The sequence below is a fragment of the Metallosphaera sedula DSM 5348 genome (assembly GCF_000016605.1).
Taxonomy (GTDB): Archaea; Thermoproteota; Thermoprotei_A; order Sulfolobales; family Sulfolobaceae; genus Metallosphaera; species Metallosphaera sedula.
This window is the reverse complement of record NC_009440.1, coordinates 1019435-1037794: the sequence shown is the minus strand read 5'-3', so window position 1 is coordinate 1037794 and position 18360 is coordinate 1019435. Positions and strand designations below refer to the sequence as shown.

The following is an 18360-nucleotide window of genomic DNA, read 5'->3' as shown; positions in this document are numbered from 1 at the left end:
CAAACGGAGAAAATAATGGTTGAACCCCTTAGAAACTTACCAACCATAAGAGGTCTAGTCCCCGATCTTATCCCGTTCTTCCAGAAGTACAGGTCTGTAACTCCCCATCTAATTGGAGATGAGGAGCAGGAGAGGCCCACAAGGGCATATACCCAGACTGACAATCAGGTTAAGAGATACCTACAGTTCAACTACTGCATACAATGCGGCCTATGTTATTCTGCCTGCCCCATCGTTGCGACAAACGAGAAGTTCCCGGGACCTGCTGCAATAAACGTGGCCTACCGCTACTCTGCAGACTCAAGGGATAGGAATCCCCAGAGAGTTCTAAAGTTAGACACGCCAGAGGGAGTGTGGTCATGTAGAGTTGCAGGTTCGTGTTCCTTCGTTTGTCCCAAGGGTGTTGATCCCTCCCTCGCCATACAACTTGTTAAATCGTCTCTTCTTAGAGGTGGTAAACCGTGAGTATTTTCGAGGTCTTGTCGGTCACAGCTTTTCATGGCAAAACATCCTGTTTAAGGTGATAAAATGAATGTAGCAGAATCAATATTCAAAACCCTGTCAAGTTCTACCACAACCGTGTACGGGAACCCAGGAACCACGGAGATTTCCTTTCTCAAGTATCTACCGAGCGAATTTCGATATTTCCTAGCCCTCCACGATGGCCCAGCCATAGGTATGGCCAGTGGTTACTCTCTCATGACAGGTAAGGTAGGGGTAACCAACACGCATGCAGCTCCTGGGTTAATGAATTCCTTGGGTTACGTTTATTCGGCAAGACTTGACAGAACTCCCCTTCTCATCACGGTGGGGCAACAGTCTTCTACCCAGTTGTTGGATGAGCCCATACTTTCCGTAGATCTAAGGACCGTTCCATATGCAAAGGATGTGATAGAGGTGAGAAGGAAGGAGGAAGTTAGTAAAGCCTTGATTAGGGGAATCAAAACGGCTGTTTCTCTTCCGCCCGGACCGGTTATCCTCGGGCTACCATATGACATCATGGAGGAGGAGATAGGGAACACGGAGAGTTACATCTCTGGAAGAGTTGAATGGAACTGTCCCTGCAATCTCCTAGACGTAGAGATGGTAGCCGAGGAGATCAATGCAGTCAATAAAGTTGCAGTAGTTGCAGGATACGAATTGGACATAGTGGATGCTCACGAGGAAGTTGTGGAGTTGGCAAGAAAGGTGGGTTCACCTATCTTCACAGAACCCCACTTCTCCCGGTCTCCAGGTTCAAAGATCGACGTTATATTACCAAGAAGTGCCAGTGGGATAAACAGGATTCTTGGTCAATACGATCTAGTCCTCCTCCTCGGAGGTACCCTTCACAACGTGTTGTACATGGACCAAGAGTTCAGGTTCAACATACTTCAGATTACCATGGACCCAGAGGAGAAATCCAAGAGGATTTGGAGAACCGTCCTCTGTAATCCAAAGGACTTCCTGAGACACCTTCTCCCTAAGGTAAGGGAAAAAGTCGGTTCTCACGATCTCAAGCCGGATAACAAAAATAAGGTCACGGAGCTAATGGAGTACCTGGTTTCAAAGCTAAACGGACACGCCATATTTGAAGAGACTCCGTCCCATAAGGAGGTAGTTAAGAAAGTAATTGGGATTAGGAAACATCTCTTCTTCTCCAATAGATCTGGATTCCTGGGTTGGGCTCTACCTGCATCACTGGGCTACGTTACTGCCGGAGGTAAGGCTGTCACTCTCATAGGAGATGGAAGTTTCCACTTTTCTCCACAGACACTTTGGACCGCATCCTACTATGACCTAGAAATGAGAATAATGATACTTAACAACCATGGGTATGAATCGTTGAGGGGGAGAGCTGATTATCAAGCTAACTTCTTCAATCCAAGGACACAACCCCTAAAAGTCGCTGAGGCTTATGGATTTGAGACGTTCGAGACTGACCATTTAGCAGATGGTGTGGATTGGCTAATGGAAAAGGGAGGGAAGAGGAGAGTTGTGGAAATTGTACTAAAATAACTTGCTAGCTTGTCATGGAAAGACTAAACATAGAGACCCGTCTTCTTCAAAATTTTAGGTCCAGAGATGGGCGCGTTAATGTGTCTTCGAGAGGAGGGTGAACTGCCCCACATGATCTCCCCAGAGATTTCGTTCAACTCGTTACTAACCCCCGTCGAGTAACTACAGTCTTCAAACTACCCTCCCTAGAAATTGATTTCGCTAGACTGAAAATAGGATATGTCTCTAGGAATAGCTCCCTGGTCATGATTTGGGAAAAAATAGATAATAACCACAGTCCAGTGATACTTATGGATCTAAAGAGAAGGAGAGATTTCCTCAAGGCCCTCGTCATAACCTCGTCAATCCTGGTCCTCGGGAGGTTGGGGCTAAACCTTCAGAGTGGGTCCCACGGCCTCACCTCCTTCTCCAGCTGGTATGTGGTCCAATACAGCAACTATACTCCCTCCCTCTCCATCTCCAGTTACGTCCTCACGGTCGACGGAGAGGTACAGAACCCTCTCCAGCTGACTTACCAGGACATCCTTCAGATGCCCTACCAGGAGGTTCAGGACACGATTCAGTGTGTCTCCCTACCCTCCCTGTTAAGCGCGAATGTGGTGTGGAGGGGCGTTCCCATGAGCTACCTGATAGAGAAGGTCAACCCTTCATCCTCCGTGATAAAGATCCTCGCGTACGGTGCCGACGGCTACGTCGCTGACTTACCCCTTGAGAAGGCGATGAAGGACGTCCTGGTCGTTTACGCGGTTGACGGGCAGAATCTTCCCGTGAATCACGGCTTCCCTGTGAGGCTTGCGGTCCCTGGGTGGTGGGGTTACACCTACGTGAAGTGGCTCACGAGGTTACACTTCACCTCAAGGAATGTCCTAGGTTACTGGGAGTCGCTGGGGTATCCTGACGATGCAAAGAAGTAAGGTTCTCCTGCTGGCTTCTGCTCTCTCCTTTTTCTCTGCCCTGTATCCCTACGCGACCCTAGCTGTCATTGTCCTCTCTGCCTTCTCGTCAAGGGCATTCAATCCGTTCACGAAGGACTCAATCTACTCCCCCGGGTTCAGGAGAAACACCTCGCTGGCTCTCTTGATCCTCTCGATCCTCGAGGGAGTGACGGGCTTCGGCTCAGGTCCCTCCACGTCCACTGTGATCTCCAATCTGACCTTCGGGATCCTAACCAGGGGCCTCTCCCTAGAACTTCACCTGGCTCTGGTCATCCCCCTGGGTCTGCTGTTCACGCTTCACACGGTGTCGGGTTTCGGATCTCTCCTCGTGAGCAGGGGAGTCAAGAATCAAGTAATTTACAGTTACGTAATACCCATAACCTGGATCTTGCTTTATCTCGCCATGCTCTACCTTGATCTGGAATACTTCCTGTGAGCTGAAGTCTAGGACCAGGAAGAGGAGACTTGGGAACTAGTGAATCTCTGGAATCTCGCTCGAGGTTATGATGTGAGCGGAGTCAAACCTGGGTAACGGTGATATTGGGGCTAACCAGCGGATCCCCTGTCCTGTCCCCGCCCCGTCAATCCACCTCAGGACCTGGGACCCTTTTCCCCGCCACCAACTCCCTGGACATCTCAAGAAGCTCCGTAGGCCCCAAGGAGACGTCACCGATCTCGGGGGGTCTCTCCCTCAAGCTTATCAGCCCCACCCTCTCCGCGACCCTACCCATCCTCCTCACCGCCTCCCTTGCCTCTGACTCACTTATCTCGCCCATCTTGACCTCAAAGGCAATCAACCTTCTCCTCCCCTTCATGACAATCACGTCGATGTCTTCCCTAGGGGAGTAAACGAAGTCTCCGCCATAGTACTCGCTGATCATCTCGCCCACTGAGAACTGAACCTCGAGGCCAATGGGCAACTCTGGGATTTTGACGTCTCTGTCACTGACTAGATATTTTGACTCAGCGTAAAACGCCAACGAGATCACTGGGGAGACGTGCCTGTAATACAGTTCTTTCCCCAGGGTTCTGATCTTCCTCACTAAGCCCATCTTACTTAACCGGTTCATCAGGGAGGAAACGGTGGCCTCTCCTCCCTTAACCTGGAGGATACCCGCTAGATCCGAGGTCTTCCACACGCCCTCAGCCACCTTCAGGAGGGACTGATAGTACAGCTCGGTCAGGCTTCTCTCCTCCTCCTTGAATATTTCGCCAACTAACCCCTTGGAGATGAGGGAGAACTCCCTTATCCTATCCAGGAATTCCCCGTAGGAGTTCACGAAGGGGATAACCCACGGATCCCTGAAGAGAGTTGAGAGAACTGGGTCCCCAACCTGGGACAAGACCTCCTCATACCTCAGGATGGGAATCTCTCTTGGGGTCACAAGGCCGAGAAGTGGGGAATTACTGTCAAAGACCTTGTTGAGAACCCCGTAACTCGAGCCGGCTAGGACTAGCCCTCCCGTCCTGTCGAGAGTGGAGATGTCCGCGTAGAACCTCTCTGGTAATCTCTGAAACTCGTCAATGACCACCCTACCACCCCTTCTCACCTCTGAGCGAATTTCCCTCAACAGCTCTGGGATTCCTATCCTCTCACCGTCCTCGAGCAGACCTTCAGATTCATTGGCTATTGTGACGAAATAATCGTATTTGGCACAGTTCTTGATTAGCGTCGTCTTCCCAGTTTTCCTTCTCCCGAAAAGCAATATCCAGTAATCTACCCGCTTGAGCTCTTCGCACTCCTTTCTCTGTAGTACTAGTCTCATGAGACTAGTCTTATGAGACTAGATACATAAAACTATTCCTCACAGATCAAGCGATTGAACGTGTGTAGCTATGAACCTCTCACGTGTTTGGTATGGGTTGGACGGTTGACAATGCCTAGAGGAAGAGTATTTACTTTCCCTGACATCTTTGACGAGTTAGATGGAGAGGACACTCGAAACCTGACTTTAACCTGGAGTTACCAAAATCTTCTCCACCCTGGAAGACCCGTGAGGAGTGATGAGCCATCTTCACGCGGGGAAAGACCGCGAGAATACTACTACACCCCAACCCTTCATGTCCTCGAGGTCAGGTTTATATCTTCTCAAGGTTAAAATAAATCATGTCCCAATGGACGGATGACGACGAAAGGAGGATGTTGCTGTTAATCGTGTATTTGTTTGGAAAGCACAAGGAGATGACTAAGGCCATATCCCTGAGCAGACGCGTCATGGAGGACCTAGATGAAGTCCTTGAGAGGGTGACCAAGACCCTAGAACAGATCGAGAAGTTGGCGGGGATTAACGGGTATTACATGGATGAAATAGGGAGGGCAATAGAGGACCTACGCGAGTTACCGGGAAACGTGACAAGGGAGTTCCGCGACGATGTGAGAAACCTTCTCCTTGACATGGCTAACATCAAGTTAAAGGCCAATGGGCTATGGGACAAGTTCAAGAGGCTTAGGGAGATGAGTAGAACCTTGTCTGCGGAAACTGAGAAACTTAGGGACAAGTCCATGCAGGTTGTGAAGGAGGCCGGCCTTCTAAATCAGGAGTACCAGGAGGTTATCAGGGTTGTGGAAATGATGGAGAAGGACCCCTCCTCGATAGATCCAGAGTTGGAGATTAGAAGACTAGAGGATCTGAAATCTAGGCTGACTCCGGTTGTTCAGGACCTGATGGACACTGTTGAAGGGTTAGTGAAAGTAATGGTGAGATACAACGAGCTTGGGGACAGGCTCAACGAGTTACTCCTCGAAGTGAGCACCCTACATTCATTACTGGAGGGAGTAGTGAGGAGGTTTAACCTTGGGAAGCCGATCTCTGCCTCAGGTGAGCCTGAGGTAATTGTGAACGGAGACGTCATTCTTGTAGTGATGGAGCTCAGTGACGCAAGGGAGGATGAGGTGAACGCCAGAGTTGAGCGAGACGAGCTCGTGATAGAGGTAAGGGGAAAGGAGATTAGGGTGAACTTGCCTGGGGTAGCGGAAATGGTCTCAAAGAGGGTAGTTAATGATACGCTCACGATCAATCTCAGGAAAGTGAGATGAGATCACTAATCGAGGAGTTTTCGGGTTACTATTTCATTTTTGACGGTTCCTTTAAGAGGAGCATGAGAAGCTGGCCTAAATAGAAATGCCTCGAGAATTACTAGTATGGTATGGTTCAACAACGTGGAATTGATTTTTATACATGTTTCGTGTACTAAATCTCATCACGGCCTGTGGATTAGATTTTACATCTTTGATAAAATTCACACTCCAATTAGATTGCATCTTACTATACCGAGAAGGGTTAACGGACAAGTTTAGGCTATCACTTTCTTCACTAGATCATATAGATGTTGGAATTCGCTTCTGCACTCCTGGTTTTTCACGATGAAGTACATTAAAGCTTGATGAAGTTCTAATGGTCTTCCTCCAACCTTCTGCTTTAGGTTACCGTCACGCTCATACTTTTCCTGAAAGTTCCTCAGAGCTATCTTTGGGTCCACTGGTCCGGATCTCAGAAGCTCCTTGACGACAGGGGCATACTTGGGAACTCTTTCAAAACATCTAATTATGTTCTGTTCCATTTCAAATTGACTGAATCTTTTATCACTGGGTACACCATTAAATGCTAGAAATATCTTCCTATCAGGATCCGTAAACTCGTAAGGGGATTGAAGGTAACTCTGATTGTTGTCAAAAATTCTCTCAATATTTTCCTCGCTATCTATATCTCCTATGACCCCGTATACTCTATGCCCAAGTTGTGAGACCTCTTTGATTGCTTTTCTCCAGTTGATTAGCCCTCTCATAGCCTTAGGTTGCAAAATATCCAAGGGATTCTCGCTGTTAAGCCCTGCCGATGATAGAACGGCCAATATGATCTCGAGGTCCAACCTACCATTAAGGATTAATAGACCCCTATCAGCCTTCCCACCTGCCATTAAGCTGGGGATATTTACCTTGAGGGACTGATCGACCTTGCTTAAGTCACGAAGGATCTCTATCGTTATCCTCGCCCTAGAAAACAGATGAGAAGCTCTGATCACTATATTCATCGTTAAACCCTCAGGGTCCTGGGATCAACTCCCAAATCCTCATATCTCTCTAACTCAGAGAGGGAAAGTCTCCTGTATGTCATTTTACCATCGATAACATCCACTATTATACTGTCCTTTCCTGTGGCGTTCATCACGATCTTCGCAGCCTCGAGACTATGGGTAGACACAAGGATCTGCCTTGTCTTGGATATCCTATAGAGCCAACCTGAAATCGAGGCTAGGGTGAAGGGATTCATGTGACTCTCTATATCATCCCATAGGAGAACCCTTGGCTTATAATACTCAAACATTAGCCTCAGGATTACATATATCTTGAACCCCTCACCTACATCAGCAATCCTAACTCTCTTCTTATCATCCTTCACTAGGTACAGCGTCTGAATACCTCTGAAGGGCTCGAAGGTGATAAATTGATACTTTTCATTGCTAATTTCATTCAACTCGTCGAGAATAGAGTTTACGGCTTCGGTTAGATTGGATATTTCCTCCCAATTTTGAGCTATTCTCGAGAAATAAACGTATGCAAGTCTTGGACTGAATAACAAGGTTTCAATTCTAGACTCGGGGGAAACTCCCTTCATGATGCTAAATCCTTCACCAGGAGTCATGCCAGCCTCATAATCCGGATGCTTCAGGAGAATTCTCTGGTTATCGTAACGACCTTCCACGAAATTCGATCCAGACTCAATCCTAAAATTTCCCCTCTGATAGTATCGGAACAGGTTTACCCAATTCTGGATCTCGTTAATGCCAGCCTTTACACTCAATTCATCGACCTGACGAAGATATGGAAGGACGTTGAACGCCTCCCTTATGTCGGGATTAAGGAGCAGGTAGATGGCCTCCAGGACGGTTGTTTTGCCTGCGTTATTTCCTCCTAATATGATCGCCACGTCCCTAAGATCAAGCTCACCCTCAGCGATCCCCTTGAAGTTGGAGAACCTCAACCTATCAACCCCAACTTCCCGTGGAATACCGGGTGATGAGGGTCTCTCCGTCATGGGCGGGTTGGATCCCTTGAACTCCGTGGAACCAGGTGAGGCCTCTATGAGGTAAATAGCAGTGGTGTTCTCCTTAGGAACGACGTAGAGTCTCTTTCCGTCCCAATAAGAGTCCAGGGGATTATCCTCCTGATCAACCACAAGGAAACTGCTCGGATCGTCAGAGGATACACTTTTGTTCGGTAAGCTCTCTATCACTGTCACTGGCCTCGAGGGAATTACCCTGTATATCATACTACACGATATCAGTCAACAACAATAAATATTATCGTTTCTTGGAGAAGGTTTAGATCAGAGAGGGCATGGATGAATAAGAATCTCACGTAATAGCTCCTGTTTATCAGGGAACAAGACCCCCAAATCTCCTTATGATGATTCGAAATTTACGTGTTATGAGTCCGAAACTGGTCATACATAATCACCACATAAGGTCTGAGAGGAGGATCGTTGAAGATTTCACCTTGACAGGGGCTAGTCAACGTGAACGATTTAAGATAGTACTCGAAGATTATCTCGTGAAAACCTTCAACCTTGGATTTGAGGTTGACCTGATGAAGGGAGACATCACGAAGATCGAGGCAGATGCTATTGTTAATGCAGCAAACTCATACCTCTCCCATGGAGGGGGAGTAGCGTGGGCCATTGTCAGGAGAGGTGGAGAGGCCATTCAAAGGGAAAGTGACCAATACGTCAGGGAACACGGTCCTGTTCCCGTCGGAGAGGTTGCGGTCACTGGTGCAGGATCCCTGCGGGCGAAATACGTGATTCACGCTGTCGGTCCGAGGTATGGCTTGGAGGGAGAGGACAAGTTGCACTCTGCCATTAGGAGATCTCTGGAGAAGGCAGAGGAACTTGGACTGAGGAGTCTAGCTCTCCCAGCCATATCCACGGGGATTTACGGCTATCCCATGGAGGTATGCGCAAGGGTTATGGCTAGCGTTCTTAGATCTTACAAGCCTAAAATCCTCGAGAAGGTGATTGTGGTACTTTACGACGACATGGCATACTCCACATTTGAGAAGGTCTTCACAAGGGAACTACAGGAGTCTAGCTAGGTCTCCTTACTGGGGGCAATCGAGAACCTTTATATTCACCCTTTACCAACTTCAGGTAATGGCCATCATAGTAAGAAAGGTTCACAAAAGGGACGACGGAACAACTGTCTGGATAAGAGTCGGAGACTCCTCCCCGATAATAAAGGACGGCTCTGTAATAGATGGCGGTTTCTTCATTAGAATCGGCGACGATTCTGGAGATAAAATGATAAGGTTGTCCGACCAAGAAGCCCTCGACATAGCCTACAGGATAATAGAGACCTACAGGAGACATGTGAGAACCTTCGCCAAGCTTGATGAACTCTCGTACGAACAATACAAGAGAACCAAGAGGGCAGAGAACGAGGAAGAGGAGGAGTTAACGCCTGAACTCATGGAGAGGGAGATCATCAATTTCCTGAGGGACATAGGAGGGGAAAGTACTCTCGAGGAGATAAGGAGTGCCTTGGGAGAAGAATACGCAGCCTATGTTCGTGGACCCATGAAGGACAAGAAGGTTAAGATAGAGGGAGGAAAGGTGAAACTACTTAAGGGAGAGTGAGTTGCACATATCAAATCATGAAACCGATAAACTAGTTTTATCTGGTGACTGAAGTCAGATCTAGCTAGTATGGATAGTATAGGTGAAGTTCGGGGATTACCATCCCAACTGATATAAAATATCTACGATTTTACGTTGAATTTAATTTTGTTGGAGAAAGTGAGCTCCGACCTAAATAATATCAGGCAGATATAGCAGTAAGATTTTATCTACTCAGGAAATCCACGTACGATGAGAGTCCCACATGAGAATGAATTTTGCCAAGGGTAGTCCCCTCTTAGCTATCCTTCCTTGCCATAGAGGCCTTAGAAGGAGTCCTTAGGCCATGCGTCGAAAACAAGTTACACCCCTGTAACTTGAAACCTTAATTGGGTCTCAAGGATTAGTGGGGTTAGAGTGCAGAGATCAAGATCAATAGACCCTCACGCCTTTTGAACCGCATAGAAGTAGAAAATTAGAACCTAACCAAATACATCCTTTTATTCTTGATATTTTACACTACTATTATGGCTAATTCGGACTATTTTAGAGGAGTCGCCATAGGACTTCTCATATCCTGGGTGACAGGATTGATAGCATATTTGCGTACAAAGGATACTCCGGGTCTAAGATTAGCGTTCCTATACGTCGTAGTGCTTGAGATTGTTCTCTTTGCAGTATTTATTGTGGTATCATTCATGATCAGGACCTGAGGAGAAACCTATAGGGATTGAGCTAAATCTCTTTGATATTCTTTCCAGAATCTTAAGCTTTAAGAATCTTTATAATTGGGCTTGTCTATCCCAACACGATAATCTTGGAGGTTCACGAGGTTATCAGGGATCTTATGACGACTCTATCAAGGTTGTCCAAGGAGAAAGTCTTTCTAGGGGTGTCCCTTCAGGAATTCGAGGACTCATGGCCCGTTGAGGTTGAGGGTCCCCTTGAGAAGTGTGACCCCCTCTCCTCTTTTTCCTACCTAGATACCTCCTCGAGGTATATGACTGTGAGGGGAGCCAACATATATCTCGCCTCACTTTACGCGAATATTGAGGGGGAGCACATGACCGTTCCGCTCAATGCCTCGTTCCCCTTCCTAGCAATAAAGGGATCTAGGGACGTCGTGGAGATGATAGAAACCTCTCCACTCTCCAAGGTGGTGAGAACCAGGAACGTGAACGACGTTCCTTATGACCCTGGGTACAAGGACGATAACATCCTTGACGAGCTGAGGATTTACCTGGAGAATAGGGCCATTGAGAGAGCCAGGATAGCCGTAGTTGACGGACCAGTCTTCCCTGGACCCTATCTGCCCATGGTGGGGGAGCCCTACAGGTCAGCGTACGAGAGACTCATCCAGGAGAGAAGAAAGGATCAACTGGTGGGTATCGTGAAGAGACTCTCCACCTCAAGGAAGTTATCGAGGGTGAAGGAACTATGGAAAGGTGACGTAACTCCCACAGACGACGTGCTTACCCTAGAACTGGGGAAAGGCAAGATCACCTACATTACTCCAGTCCTAAGGGAGGAATTCCAGCTCTCCAATTCCTCGCTTCAGCGTTACATGGTTTACGTGAAGGTCCGGGACTCTGTTTTCAGGGTTGAGAGCCCATCCAGGAATCTCCTTTGTCAAGGAGTCGCGACCTCGCTTTCCCACGCATCGTATAGGGGATTACCAACTTTCATAGAGGTCGCCGATAGGTTATCAAGGAAGTTGAGCGCCTCAACTTTCATCCTCTCCTTCATATACGCAAAGGGGCAAGTTGAGGTGACCTACGACGACTGGAACAGGTTTCAACAGGCCAACCTCGACCTAGAGATGGGATAAGGCTGGACAGGTCTCACCTGAAGCTGAACTACTTCTTGATAATTTAAAAAGGGAAAATCTCCTTTAATTCCATGAGCCTTGAGGACGCTAAGAGTCGTGCGAGTAAGTACGGCGAGGTTGTGGGTCTCATTAGCAGGGTGACCCCAATCTCCCACGGAAAGGACAATAACCAGATTAGGGCTGAGATCCCCTACGAGGTCTATCTCAAGAGGAAGTTCCTCATAGGGAGTTATGTGGGGATATCTATACCCGTGTCAGGGACTCTCATGCTGGGGAGGATTACCTCGGTCGAGAGGGCAGACATCCTTGCAATCTCCAGGATCCCAGCTCTCTCCCCTGTTGAAGACGTGTCCGCTATTACCACCCCTCTCTCCCTGACCATAGAGCTCCTGTCCGAGAAGGTGGAGAATGAGGTGGTTCCGCCCAGTTCACCTGTGGACCCGCAGAGTCCTATCTTCGTTCCAAGCCAGGAGTTCATAAAGGAAATGTTGGGGTTACCGCAAGACGGAATACCCATAGGGAAGATCGTCGAGGGTTACAGGATCCTTGACGTACCTGTCAACCTCACCGAGGAGGCGTTGAGACACCACGTCCTCGTAGTGGGAACTACGGGTGCGGGGAAAACAAACCTTCTTCGCCTCCTGATCACCAGGAGCAGGATCCCGGTCCTAGGCTTCGACATTCAGGGAGATTACGTGAAGACCATGGCGAAGATTGGGGGAACCGTCCTTGTTCCTGTGACGAGGGATATGGGGAAGGTAACTGAATTCGTTTCGCTCTTCTTGAAGAGGAGCAACCTGCAGGACTTCAGGATATCCCAGGTTGACGGCCAAAGGATCACGTTGACCAACGGTGAGAAAACCTTTCACGTGGAGCTCTTGGGTTTCAGGTTGAGGGAGACCTACAAGGAGATTCCAGATGTGTCGCCCCTCTTCTCTGGGCAGGGAGCCTATTTCTTCAAGTTGATCACAGAGCACTGCCTAACGGAAATTGACAATTGGATTGGGGAATGTGAGGAACTCTTTTCTGAGTTTCATGTTCATAAGACCACAGAGGACAACATAAGGAGGTCAGTTATTATGCTGAAGGAGACTGGCATCCTGGACATACCCCTGGAAAAGGGGTTCCTTGGGGAACCCAACTACGAGGACCTAGTAAGAAAGAAGGCAATAGTGGACTTGAGATGGGTAATGGAGAAAGGAATTTCCACCGCAACCACCACGGCCTTCCTCATTGTGGACAGATTGTTCAGACTGATAGACGCGAAATACAAGAATGAGGGGGTTGAGACTCCTTACCTCCTCGTATTCGATGAGGCTCACGAGTACTTCCCGCAGTCAAGGAGGGATGAGGAGAAGGAGGGGCTTGAGAGACTCATCAACAGAATACTTAGGCTGGGGAGGGTAAGGGGAATGGGCACGGTGTTGGCTACCCACAGGCCGACGGACCTAAACGACCTCATCCTTACACTCACGAACACGAAGATCGCCATGAGGGCTGACGAGGATGCTCTCGAGAAGATAGGGATGGAGGAGTACGCGAACATACTGCAGGCCTCACCACCTGGGTACGCAGTTATGAGGACTTTCTCCTTGAAGGTCCAGGACCTAGTGTTCAGGACGGATAAGTACGAGTAAGGGAATTAAGTGGGAACGTTTAGCAATAGAGTGAGTCCAGGGATGAGACATGGCAAGGCTCCCTCACCGTGACTTAACTCGAGGAGGCGTTACACCATCTTGAGTACTTCGCTCACCGAGGTTATGACGAAGACGCTACCTAGAAAGAGGTAAATGTGACACGACCTCATCCCATTGGCCAACCTAGCGAAGAAGTAGCCTGAGACTAGGGCAGTCACTCCTATTACGATGGAGGCTAACTCATCTATCCTTCCCGCAATTGCGTAAGATACTCCCCCACTCACCGCTGACAGTAACATGGCCAGCGTAGCGGTTCCAATCATTCTTCTTACATCCATTGAGAAAAGCATCATCATCACGGCTATGAACATGATACCACCACTGGCTCCTAAGGTTCCCGTAACTATACCTATGACCACGCTCAGAATTGGCGCTAAAACGTAACTCCAGGTCCCGAGGTTTCTCGTCCTTATTTTCAGGGAGGGATTCCTGGACCTTCGGAAGGAAACGTAAGCCATCACGGTGGTGAACACGGTGAAGGCTCCCTCCAGAAGTTTATCCGGAGTGATGAAGGCGAGCCTTGATCCAAGCTGAGCGCCCAGGACCGCCCCAACCCCCATGATCAGGGATGTCTTGAGGTCCACGTTTCCGTGACGGAAATAGACGAAGATAACGGACAACGTCGTGATTATATCAACCCAAAGGCTTGAACCAACGGAGTCCACGAAGCTGAGACCTAGGTAGGATAGGGCTGGAACCACAATGAGGACACCGCTCGACCCAGTTATCCCTGTTAAGGCTCCAACAGCGATCCCTACAAGCAGGAGGATAATTATCGAATCCATGTGAGACTTACCAAACCAGACAGTTAATATCATTACCCCAACCCTTGAAGGCTGTGAGCTCTACCTAACCAGGTTCACTCAAGATTTTAATTAGGATCTAGAAAAGTAAATTATGGACCTCGCTGAACTCCTCCTGACCTCAACTCACGGAATTGCCTTCACTGGGGCTGGAATTAGTACAGCCTCAGGAATCCCGGACTTCAGGGGTCCTCAGGGACTCTGGAAGAAATATCCTCAGGAGTTATCCTCTGCATCTTACCTTAGGAGGGACCCCAAGGGGTTCTGGGAGTTTTATGCCTTCAGGCTCAAGGCCATGGACTCTGTGGCCCCTAACCCGGCCCATTACGCGCTCGCAGAGCTTGAGAGGATGGGCCTGATCAAGTACGTGATCACGCAGAACATAGATGGTCTTCATCAGGACGCGGGCTCGAGGAACGTAATAGAACTCCACGGTACCTCGAGGAGGTTCTATTGCGAGGATTGCGGGATGAACTTTGAAAGGAAAGAGGTCCTAGGAAAGGTTCAGGATGGGGAACTCCCGCCACGTTGTAGGTGCGGAGGGGTGATCAGACCGGGAGTTGTTCTCTTCGACGAACCAGTTCACTTGATTCACGAGGCCTTAAGGATTGCACAGGAGTCCGACCTTGTCCTGGTAGTTGGGTCCTCACTGACGGTTTACCCAGCAAATCTTATCCCCCAGGTCGTGAAGCAAAATGGAGGGGTGCTCGTGATCATTAACATGGAGGAGACTCCTCTTGACGAATTTGCGGACCTAGTAATAAGGGAAAGAGCAGAGGAGGTCCTGCCGAGAACGGTGAAGAAGATTAAGGAACTCGTCGGAAATGGTTAGAATCATGAACCCGACAGGACCTAGAGATCCTTGAGCTTGGAAAACCCTTGACGGTAAGGAGTTTAAGCCCTGATTAAAAAGATATATCGAAAAGTTTAATTCGTGTTAAATACAATATCATGTCATGAATCCCAAGGGAGTTATGAGAACTCTTCTCTCCCTAACCCTTATGTTAATGCTTGTGAACTACGTGGAGACCATGGTGATTCCAGCACTGCCTAAGATAGAGGACCAATTCTCCACAACCGCGACCACCGTGGCGTGGGTAACCTCGGCATACCTCATTGTGGGGGCGGTCGCGTCTCCGATTTTCGGCAAACTGGGCGACAGATACGGGAAAAAGAAGGTTTACCTGATCTCAATCGGGTTCTACTCGCTTGCGGTTTTGATGGCAGGTTTCTCTCCGAACATTTACTTCCTGATCTTCTCTAGGGGAGTTCAGGGAATAGGATATTCCACATTTCCCTTGGCTATTGCCATCATCACTGACCTGTTCCCCAAGGAAAGGGTGGCATGGGCACAGGGCATACTTAGCGCAACCTTGGCTGCTGGTCCTGCACTAGGTCTCCTTGTGGGATCCTATATAGTCCAGGACTTGGGGTGGCCGTACGCCTTTCACACGGCTTTCATCCTCTCCTTGATTTTGCTGGGCATCTCGGCCAAGTACATCGTGGAAATCCCTGAGAAGACTAGGGAAAAGATTGACTACCTTGGTGCTACCTTCCTCATGTTAACAGTGGTGCCACTCCTAGTTTATCTTTCCAATGGGCCCAACGTGGGGTGGACCACCTTGAGCCAGATAGCCCTCATCGTGGTGTCAGTGGTAGCGTTCCCTATCTTCTTGATCGTGGAGAGGAGAACCTCGGAGCCCTTGATGAGGCTTGACCTCTTTAGGGTAAGGAACCTCATGGTGGCAAACGTGGCTGGTCTCATTTCCGGTACGGGTATGTTCCTGATGTTCACTGGATTGGTTTACTACCTTCAGCTACCCAGACCCTACGGACTAGGTTTAACTATTATCGAGTCAGGTCTCCTCATGGCACCCGTTGCCCTGGTCATGATGACCTTGGGTCCTATTGTGGGTAGAGCTATAAATGTGATTGGCCCGAAACCTCTGCTCGTCGTAGGATCATCGGTCAGCATGTTGGGCTACTTCCTACTGGACACCTTTAGGTATAGCGAGTACGAGGTTCTATTTGACGTGATAGTGACAGCTGCAGGATTGGTTAACCTGATTATCCCCCTAGTTAACATGGTCGCCTTGGCTTTACCTGAGGAGCAAAGGGGAATAGGGATCGGAATGAACACCTTGATAAGGACCATAGGAAGCGCAATCGGTCCAGTGATATCAACAGTGTTCATGGACACTTATGTCACGTGGTTGCTATATGACGTTAATGGACAGTTCATTCCCGTGGCACAGGTACCTGACTACTCGGCCTTCCACTACATGTACATGGTAGCAATTGCCCTTATGTTCCTGAGTTTGATAGCCTCATTGTTCACGAAAAACTATGTTATAAAGGCCAGACAGGAGGTGAAAAGGGAAGTAGTTGAGGCCAAACATCCTGGATGAAAAGAAGTTGGAGACTAAAATCAGGCCCTTGACGGGCCAACGCTACGCGACTTCATGTTCCTTCATCCTTAACCTGAACGCCTTCATCATGTACTCGGATTTCTCCCTTTCACCTCCTTTAGCCCAAGGGAGATCTCCTCTAGTTCCTTTCTCTTAGTTTCCCTCAGCAGGAGTGCCAATATGAATGCGATAGCCGACGTTACAGAGAACAGAATCAGGGAGTTAGAGAGACCAAGGACCTTCACCATGCTAGGGAAAAACACGACTCCCAGGACAGCTCCTATCCTGCTCACTGCTGTCGCAAATCCTTGAGCGGATGACCTAACTGGGGTAGGGAAGAGCTCAGCGGGGTAAAAGAGTGTGACCGCGCCAGCCCACTGCTCCATTGCCACGAAGACCGCAAAGTATGGCACCAAAACAACCCCGGTAAGCCTCAGGACACCTCCCACAGCCAGGAGAAGTGCCATTACGCCAAGCCCGGATAGAAGAACAGCTCTCCTTCCCAGCGAATCTATGGCGACCTCCGCCAGGATATAGCCGAGGATTGCTCCCACCGCGATTATCATGGTGGCGTAAATCACCTCGTAGTTGGAGGGTAAAGAGAACTCCCTAAATATTGCTGGGTAGTAAAGTCCTATACCGTATGACGCAACGTCAAACAAGAACCAGATTGCTGAGACTAGGAGGAGGTATGGAAGTAATCTCATCCTGAACAGGTCAAGGAAACCTGTAACTCCCTTGTTTTCCTCCTCTTGGGTTGGGATTCCATCTCCCTTAAGTTTACCCTTGCTTATTAACCATCTGGGTGACTCGGGGAGAGAGAACCTGGCTACTATGACTGGGATGGATAGAAGGGCTCCAAACGCGAAGGAATACCTCCAGAAATAGTCACCCGTGGGAAGGAAGACTAGGTTCACGACAGCAGAGAGCAGTGTTCCTACCCAATACATGGACACTGCCCCCACGAGGTACCTTCCCCTCGACCTTGAGGGGGAGTACTCAGCCATGAGGGAACTACTTAGGGGATAATCTCCACCTATGCCAACCCCCAGGAGTAGCCTAGATAGGAACATTTCCAGGAAGTTCTGGGACAGGGCCGAGGTTATGGCGAAGACCGTGAAGATTACTAGATCCAAGCCCATGAGCCTTTTCCTCCCCATCTTGTCGGAGAGTAACCCGAGTAGGACTGAACCGAGTATCATTCCCATGAGCGAGGCAGAGCTAACGAGTCCCTCCTGTAATGGGGTAAGATGAAGTTCCTTCGGAAGGAACAGAAGCGCGAAGGATATCACCGAGAGATCATATCCGTCAAGGAGGAACCCTGCGGAGGAGATGAAGAAGGATTTTAGTTTTCCAGGAGGACTGGACACAGTCTCCTCTTCCAGTTGTCACTTAAATTCTTTCACTTCCAGGTAGCTCCGCGCCTTTCAGTAGACCTGAGAACGAGGTCTTAACCAGGCCTTTCTAGTTGTTATGGATTGCCATCTGGTCTTCCCAGCTTAGATCATAACTGCGAGGGACGAGCTTCAAGATTGTTAGTCACATCCTCAACTGTTCTAAGCAACTTATCTAGGACTGCCATCGCCTCATGATCGCCCTCCCAGCGTTTTCCAGTATCTGTAACTTCTTTAGATCTATGAGGAAGTCCTCGCAGATTGACGCTATCCTATGCATTCTATCATAATCTTCCATGTATAGGATCAGTGAGTCGCTGAAGACCTCATGAACAAGGAAGCAATCGGAATTGTCTGATATCATGACTAAATCCACCCTATCCTCATCTAGATAATTCCTTAGGGATGCGAGGAGAGAGGAATACGCGTCCAGACTCTTCCTCTTAAACTCTACAGCTATATCAATGTCGTTTCCCCGACCGCGCTTGGCCAGTGACCCAAAGAGGATTGCGTAGTATACGTCAAAGTCCCTCCATTTGAAGGCCCTCAACCTGTCTAAGTAACGCGAAAGTTCGAGTGGTTCTGGCATATAAGGATAAGTGCGAATCCGACTAATTAGCTCCGCTTCTAGTGAAGGAACAGGATCTAAAAACCAGTAACGGTTAACTACACCATCTCAACCCTCT

The 18360-nt window shown here is 48.6% G+C and carries 18 protein-coding genes; 12 read left to right on the top strand and 6 right to left on the bottom strand.

Features of this window, described 5'->3' with window-relative positions:
- Positions 1 to 15 precede the first annotated feature (15 nt).
- The 4 genes from MSED_RS05615 (at position 16) to MSED_RS05600 (ending at position 3369) form a co-directional block, all read left to right on the top strand.
- Positions 16 to 465, top strand: coding sequence for a 4Fe-4S dicluster domain-containing protein (locus MSED_RS05615; protein WP_080512764.1), 450 nt, complete (start codon positions 16 to 18; stop codon positions 463 to 465).
- A gap of 63 nt (positions 466 to 528) precedes the next feature.
- Positions 529 to 1998: a thiamine pyrophosphate-binding protein gene (locus tag MSED_RS05610; protein WP_012021059.1), complete on the top strand. Its 1470-nt coding sequence runs from the start codon at positions 529 to 531 to the stop codon at positions 1996 to 1998.
- Positions 1999 to 2288: 290 nt separating this feature from the next.
- The gene (locus tag MSED_RS05605; protein ID WP_012021058.1) at positions 2289 to 2912 is read left to right on the top strand and encodes a molybdopterin-dependent oxidoreductase; all 624 of its coding nucleotides are present in this window, start codon (positions 2289 to 2291) and stop codon (positions 2910 to 2912) included.
- Positions 2899 to 3369: a hypothetical protein gene (locus MSED_RS05600; protein ID WP_012021057.1), complete on the top strand. Its 471-nt coding sequence runs from the start codon at positions 2899 to 2901 to the stop codon at positions 3367 to 3369. Before MSED_RS05605 ends, MSED_RS05600 begins: the two co-directional genes overlap by 14 nt.
- 145 nt (positions 3370 to 3514) lie before the next feature.
- Here the strand turns inward: MSED_RS05600 and MSED_RS05595 are convergent, their stop codons facing one another.
- Positions 3515 to 4699, bottom strand: coding sequence for an AAA family ATPase (locus tag MSED_RS05595; RefSeq protein ID WP_012021056.1), 1185 nt, complete (start codon positions 4697 to 4699; stop codon positions 3515 to 3517).
- Positions 4700 to 5040: 341 nt separating this feature from the next.
- On the opposite strand from MSED_RS05595, the gene MSED_RS05590 reads away from it, so the two are divergent.
- Positions 5041 to 5970, top strand: a complete 930-nt coding sequence (locus tag MSED_RS05590; RefSeq protein ID WP_012021055.1) for a hypothetical protein — start codon at positions 5041 to 5043, stop codon at positions 5968 to 5970.
- A 257-nt stretch (positions 5971 to 6227) separates the two neighbouring features.
- Here the strand turns inward: MSED_RS05590 and MSED_RS05585 are convergent, their stop codons facing one another.
- Both MSED_RS05585 and MSED_RS05580 read right to left on the bottom strand, forming a co-directional pair.
- Positions 6228 to 6956 carry a hypothetical protein gene (locus tag MSED_RS05585; protein WP_144418757.1) on the bottom strand — a complete coding sequence of 243 codons (729 nt, stop codon included), beginning with the start codon at positions 6954 to 6956 and terminating at the stop codon, positions 6228 to 6230.
- A gap of 11 nt (positions 6957 to 6967) precedes the next feature.
- Positions 6968 to 8203, bottom strand: a complete 1236-nt coding sequence (locus MSED_RS05580; RefSeq protein ID WP_012021053.1) for an AAA family ATPase — start codon at positions 8201 to 8203, stop codon at positions 6968 to 6970.
- A gap of 134 nt (positions 8204 to 8337) precedes the next feature.
- Here MSED_RS05580 and MSED_RS05575 point away from each other — a divergent pair, with 134 nt between their 5' ends.
- The 5 genes from MSED_RS05575 (at position 8338) to MSED_RS05555 (ending at position 13009) form a co-directional block, all read left to right on the top strand.
- Entirely contained in the window at positions 8338 to 9024 is a 687-nt protein-coding gene (locus MSED_RS05575; protein ID WP_309498308.1) for an ADP-ribose-binding protein, read from the top strand.
- A gap of 58 nt (positions 9025 to 9082) precedes the next feature.
- On the top strand, positions 9083 to 9565 hold the full coding sequence (locus MSED_RS05570; RefSeq protein ID WP_012021051.1) for a hypothetical protein: 483 nt from the start codon (positions 9083 to 9085) through the stop codon (positions 9563 to 9565).
- A gap of 506 nt (positions 9566 to 10071) precedes the next feature.
- Complete coding sequence (locus tag MSED_RS05565; RefSeq protein WP_048060052.1) at positions 10072 to 10257, top strand: hypothetical protein; 186 nt, start codon at positions 10072 to 10074, stop codon at positions 10255 to 10257.
- A 104-nt stretch (positions 10258 to 10361) separates the two neighbouring features.
- Positions 10362 to 11372 (top strand): DNA double-strand break repair nuclease NurA, encoded by a 1011-nt coding sequence (locus tag MSED_RS05560; protein ID WP_048060051.1) that lies wholly within the window; start codon positions 10362 to 10364, stop codon positions 11370 to 11372.
- Positions 11373 to 11443: 71 nt separating this feature from the next.
- Entirely contained in the window at positions 11444 to 13009 is a 1566-nt protein-coding gene (locus MSED_RS05555) for an ATP-binding protein (protein ID WP_012021049.1), read from the top strand.
- Between the two features lie 89 nt (positions 13010 to 13098).
- Here the strand turns inward: MSED_RS05555 and MSED_RS05550 are convergent, their stop codons facing one another.
- The gene (locus MSED_RS05550) at positions 13099 to 13854 is read right to left on the bottom strand and encodes a sulfite exporter TauE/SafE family protein (protein ID WP_048060050.1); all 756 of its coding nucleotides are present in this window, start codon (positions 13852 to 13854) and stop codon (positions 13099 to 13101) included.
- A gap of 112 nt (positions 13855 to 13966) precedes the next feature.
- On the opposite strand from MSED_RS05550, the gene cobB reads away from it, so the two are divergent.
- Positions 13967 to 14704 (top strand): NAD-dependent protein deacetylase, encoded by a 738-nt coding sequence (cobB, locus tag MSED_RS05545; RefSeq protein WP_012021047.1) that lies wholly within the window; start codon positions 13967 to 13969, stop codon positions 14702 to 14704.
- 124 nt (positions 14705 to 14828) lie between these two features.
- Entirely contained in the window at positions 14829 to 16280 is a 1452-nt protein-coding gene (locus MSED_RS05540) for an MFS transporter (RefSeq protein WP_048060049.1), read from the top strand.
- A gap of 86 nt (positions 16281 to 16366) precedes the next feature.
- On the opposite strand, the gene MSED_RS05535 is transcribed toward MSED_RS05540, so the two are convergent.
- Positions 16367 to 17650 carry an MFS transporter gene (locus tag MSED_RS05535; protein WP_012021045.1) on the bottom strand — a complete coding sequence of 428 codons (1284 nt, stop codon included), beginning with the start codon at positions 17648 to 17650 and terminating at the stop codon, positions 16367 to 16369.
- A gap of 199 nt (positions 17651 to 17849) precedes the next feature.
- The gene (locus MSED_RS05530; RefSeq protein WP_012021044.1) at positions 17850 to 18263 is read right to left on the bottom strand and encodes a nucleotidyltransferase domain-containing protein; all 414 of its coding nucleotides are present in this window, start codon (positions 18261 to 18263) and stop codon (positions 17850 to 17852) included.
- Positions 18264 to 18360: the final 97 nt, after the last annotated feature.

Excerpts from the sequence above, each read along its gene's own strand:
- MSED_RS05530 (WP_012021044.1), bottom strand. The coding sequence starts at position 18,263 with ATGCCAGAACCACTCGAACTTTCGCGTTACTTAGACAGGTTGAGGGCC.
- MSED_RS05600 (WP_012021057.1), top strand. The coding sequence starts at position 2,899 with ATGCAAAGAAGTAAGGTTCTCCTGCTGGCTTCTGCTCTCTCCTTTTTC.
- MSED_RS05540 (WP_048060049.1), top strand. The coding sequence starts at position 14,829 with ATGAATCCCAAGGGAGTTATGAGAACTCTTCTCTCCCTAACCCTTATG.
- MSED_RS05615 (WP_080512764.1), top strand. The coding sequence starts at position 16 with ATGGTTGAACCCCTTAGAAACTTACCAACCATAAGAGGTCTAGTCCCC.
- MSED_RS05565 (WP_048060052.1), top strand. The coding sequence starts at position 10,072 with ATGGCTAATTCGGACTATTTTAGAGGAGTCGCCATAGGACTTCTCATA.
- MSED_RS05575 (WP_309498308.1), top strand. The coding sequence starts at position 8,338 with ATGATGATTCGAAATTTACGTGTTATGAGTCCGAAACTGGTCATACAT.
- MSED_RS05555 (WP_012021049.1), top strand. The coding sequence starts at position 11,444 with ATGAGCCTTGAGGACGCTAAGAGTCGTGCGAGTAAGTACGGCGAGGTT.
- MSED_RS05550 (WP_048060050.1), bottom strand. The coding sequence starts at position 13,854 with ATGGATTCGATAATTATCCTCCTGCTTGTAGGGATCGCTGTTGGAGCC.
- MSED_RS05595 (WP_012021056.1), bottom strand. The coding sequence starts at position 4,699 with ATGAGACTAGTACTACAGAGAAAGGAGTGCGAAGAGCTCAAGCGGGTA.
- cobB (WP_012021047.1), top strand. The coding sequence starts at position 13,967 with ATGGACCTCGCTGAACTCCTCCTGACCTCAACTCACGGAATTGCCTTC.
- MSED_RS05580 (WP_012021053.1), bottom strand. The coding sequence starts at position 8,203 with ATGATATACAGGGTAATTCCCTCGAGGCCAGTGACAGTGATAGAGAGC.
- MSED_RS05570 (WP_012021051.1), top strand. The coding sequence starts at position 9,083 with ATGGCCATCATAGTAAGAAAGGTTCACAAAAGGGACGACGGAACAACT.
- MSED_RS05605 (WP_012021058.1), top strand. The coding sequence starts at position 2,289 with ATGGATCTAAAGAGAAGGAGAGATTTCCTCAAGGCCCTCGTCATAACC.
- MSED_RS05610 (WP_012021059.1), top strand. The coding sequence starts at position 529 with ATGAATGTAGCAGAATCAATATTCAAAACCCTGTCAAGTTCTACCACA.
- MSED_RS05590 (WP_012021055.1), top strand. The coding sequence starts at position 5,041 with ATGTCCCAATGGACGGATGACGACGAAAGGAGGATGTTGCTGTTAATC.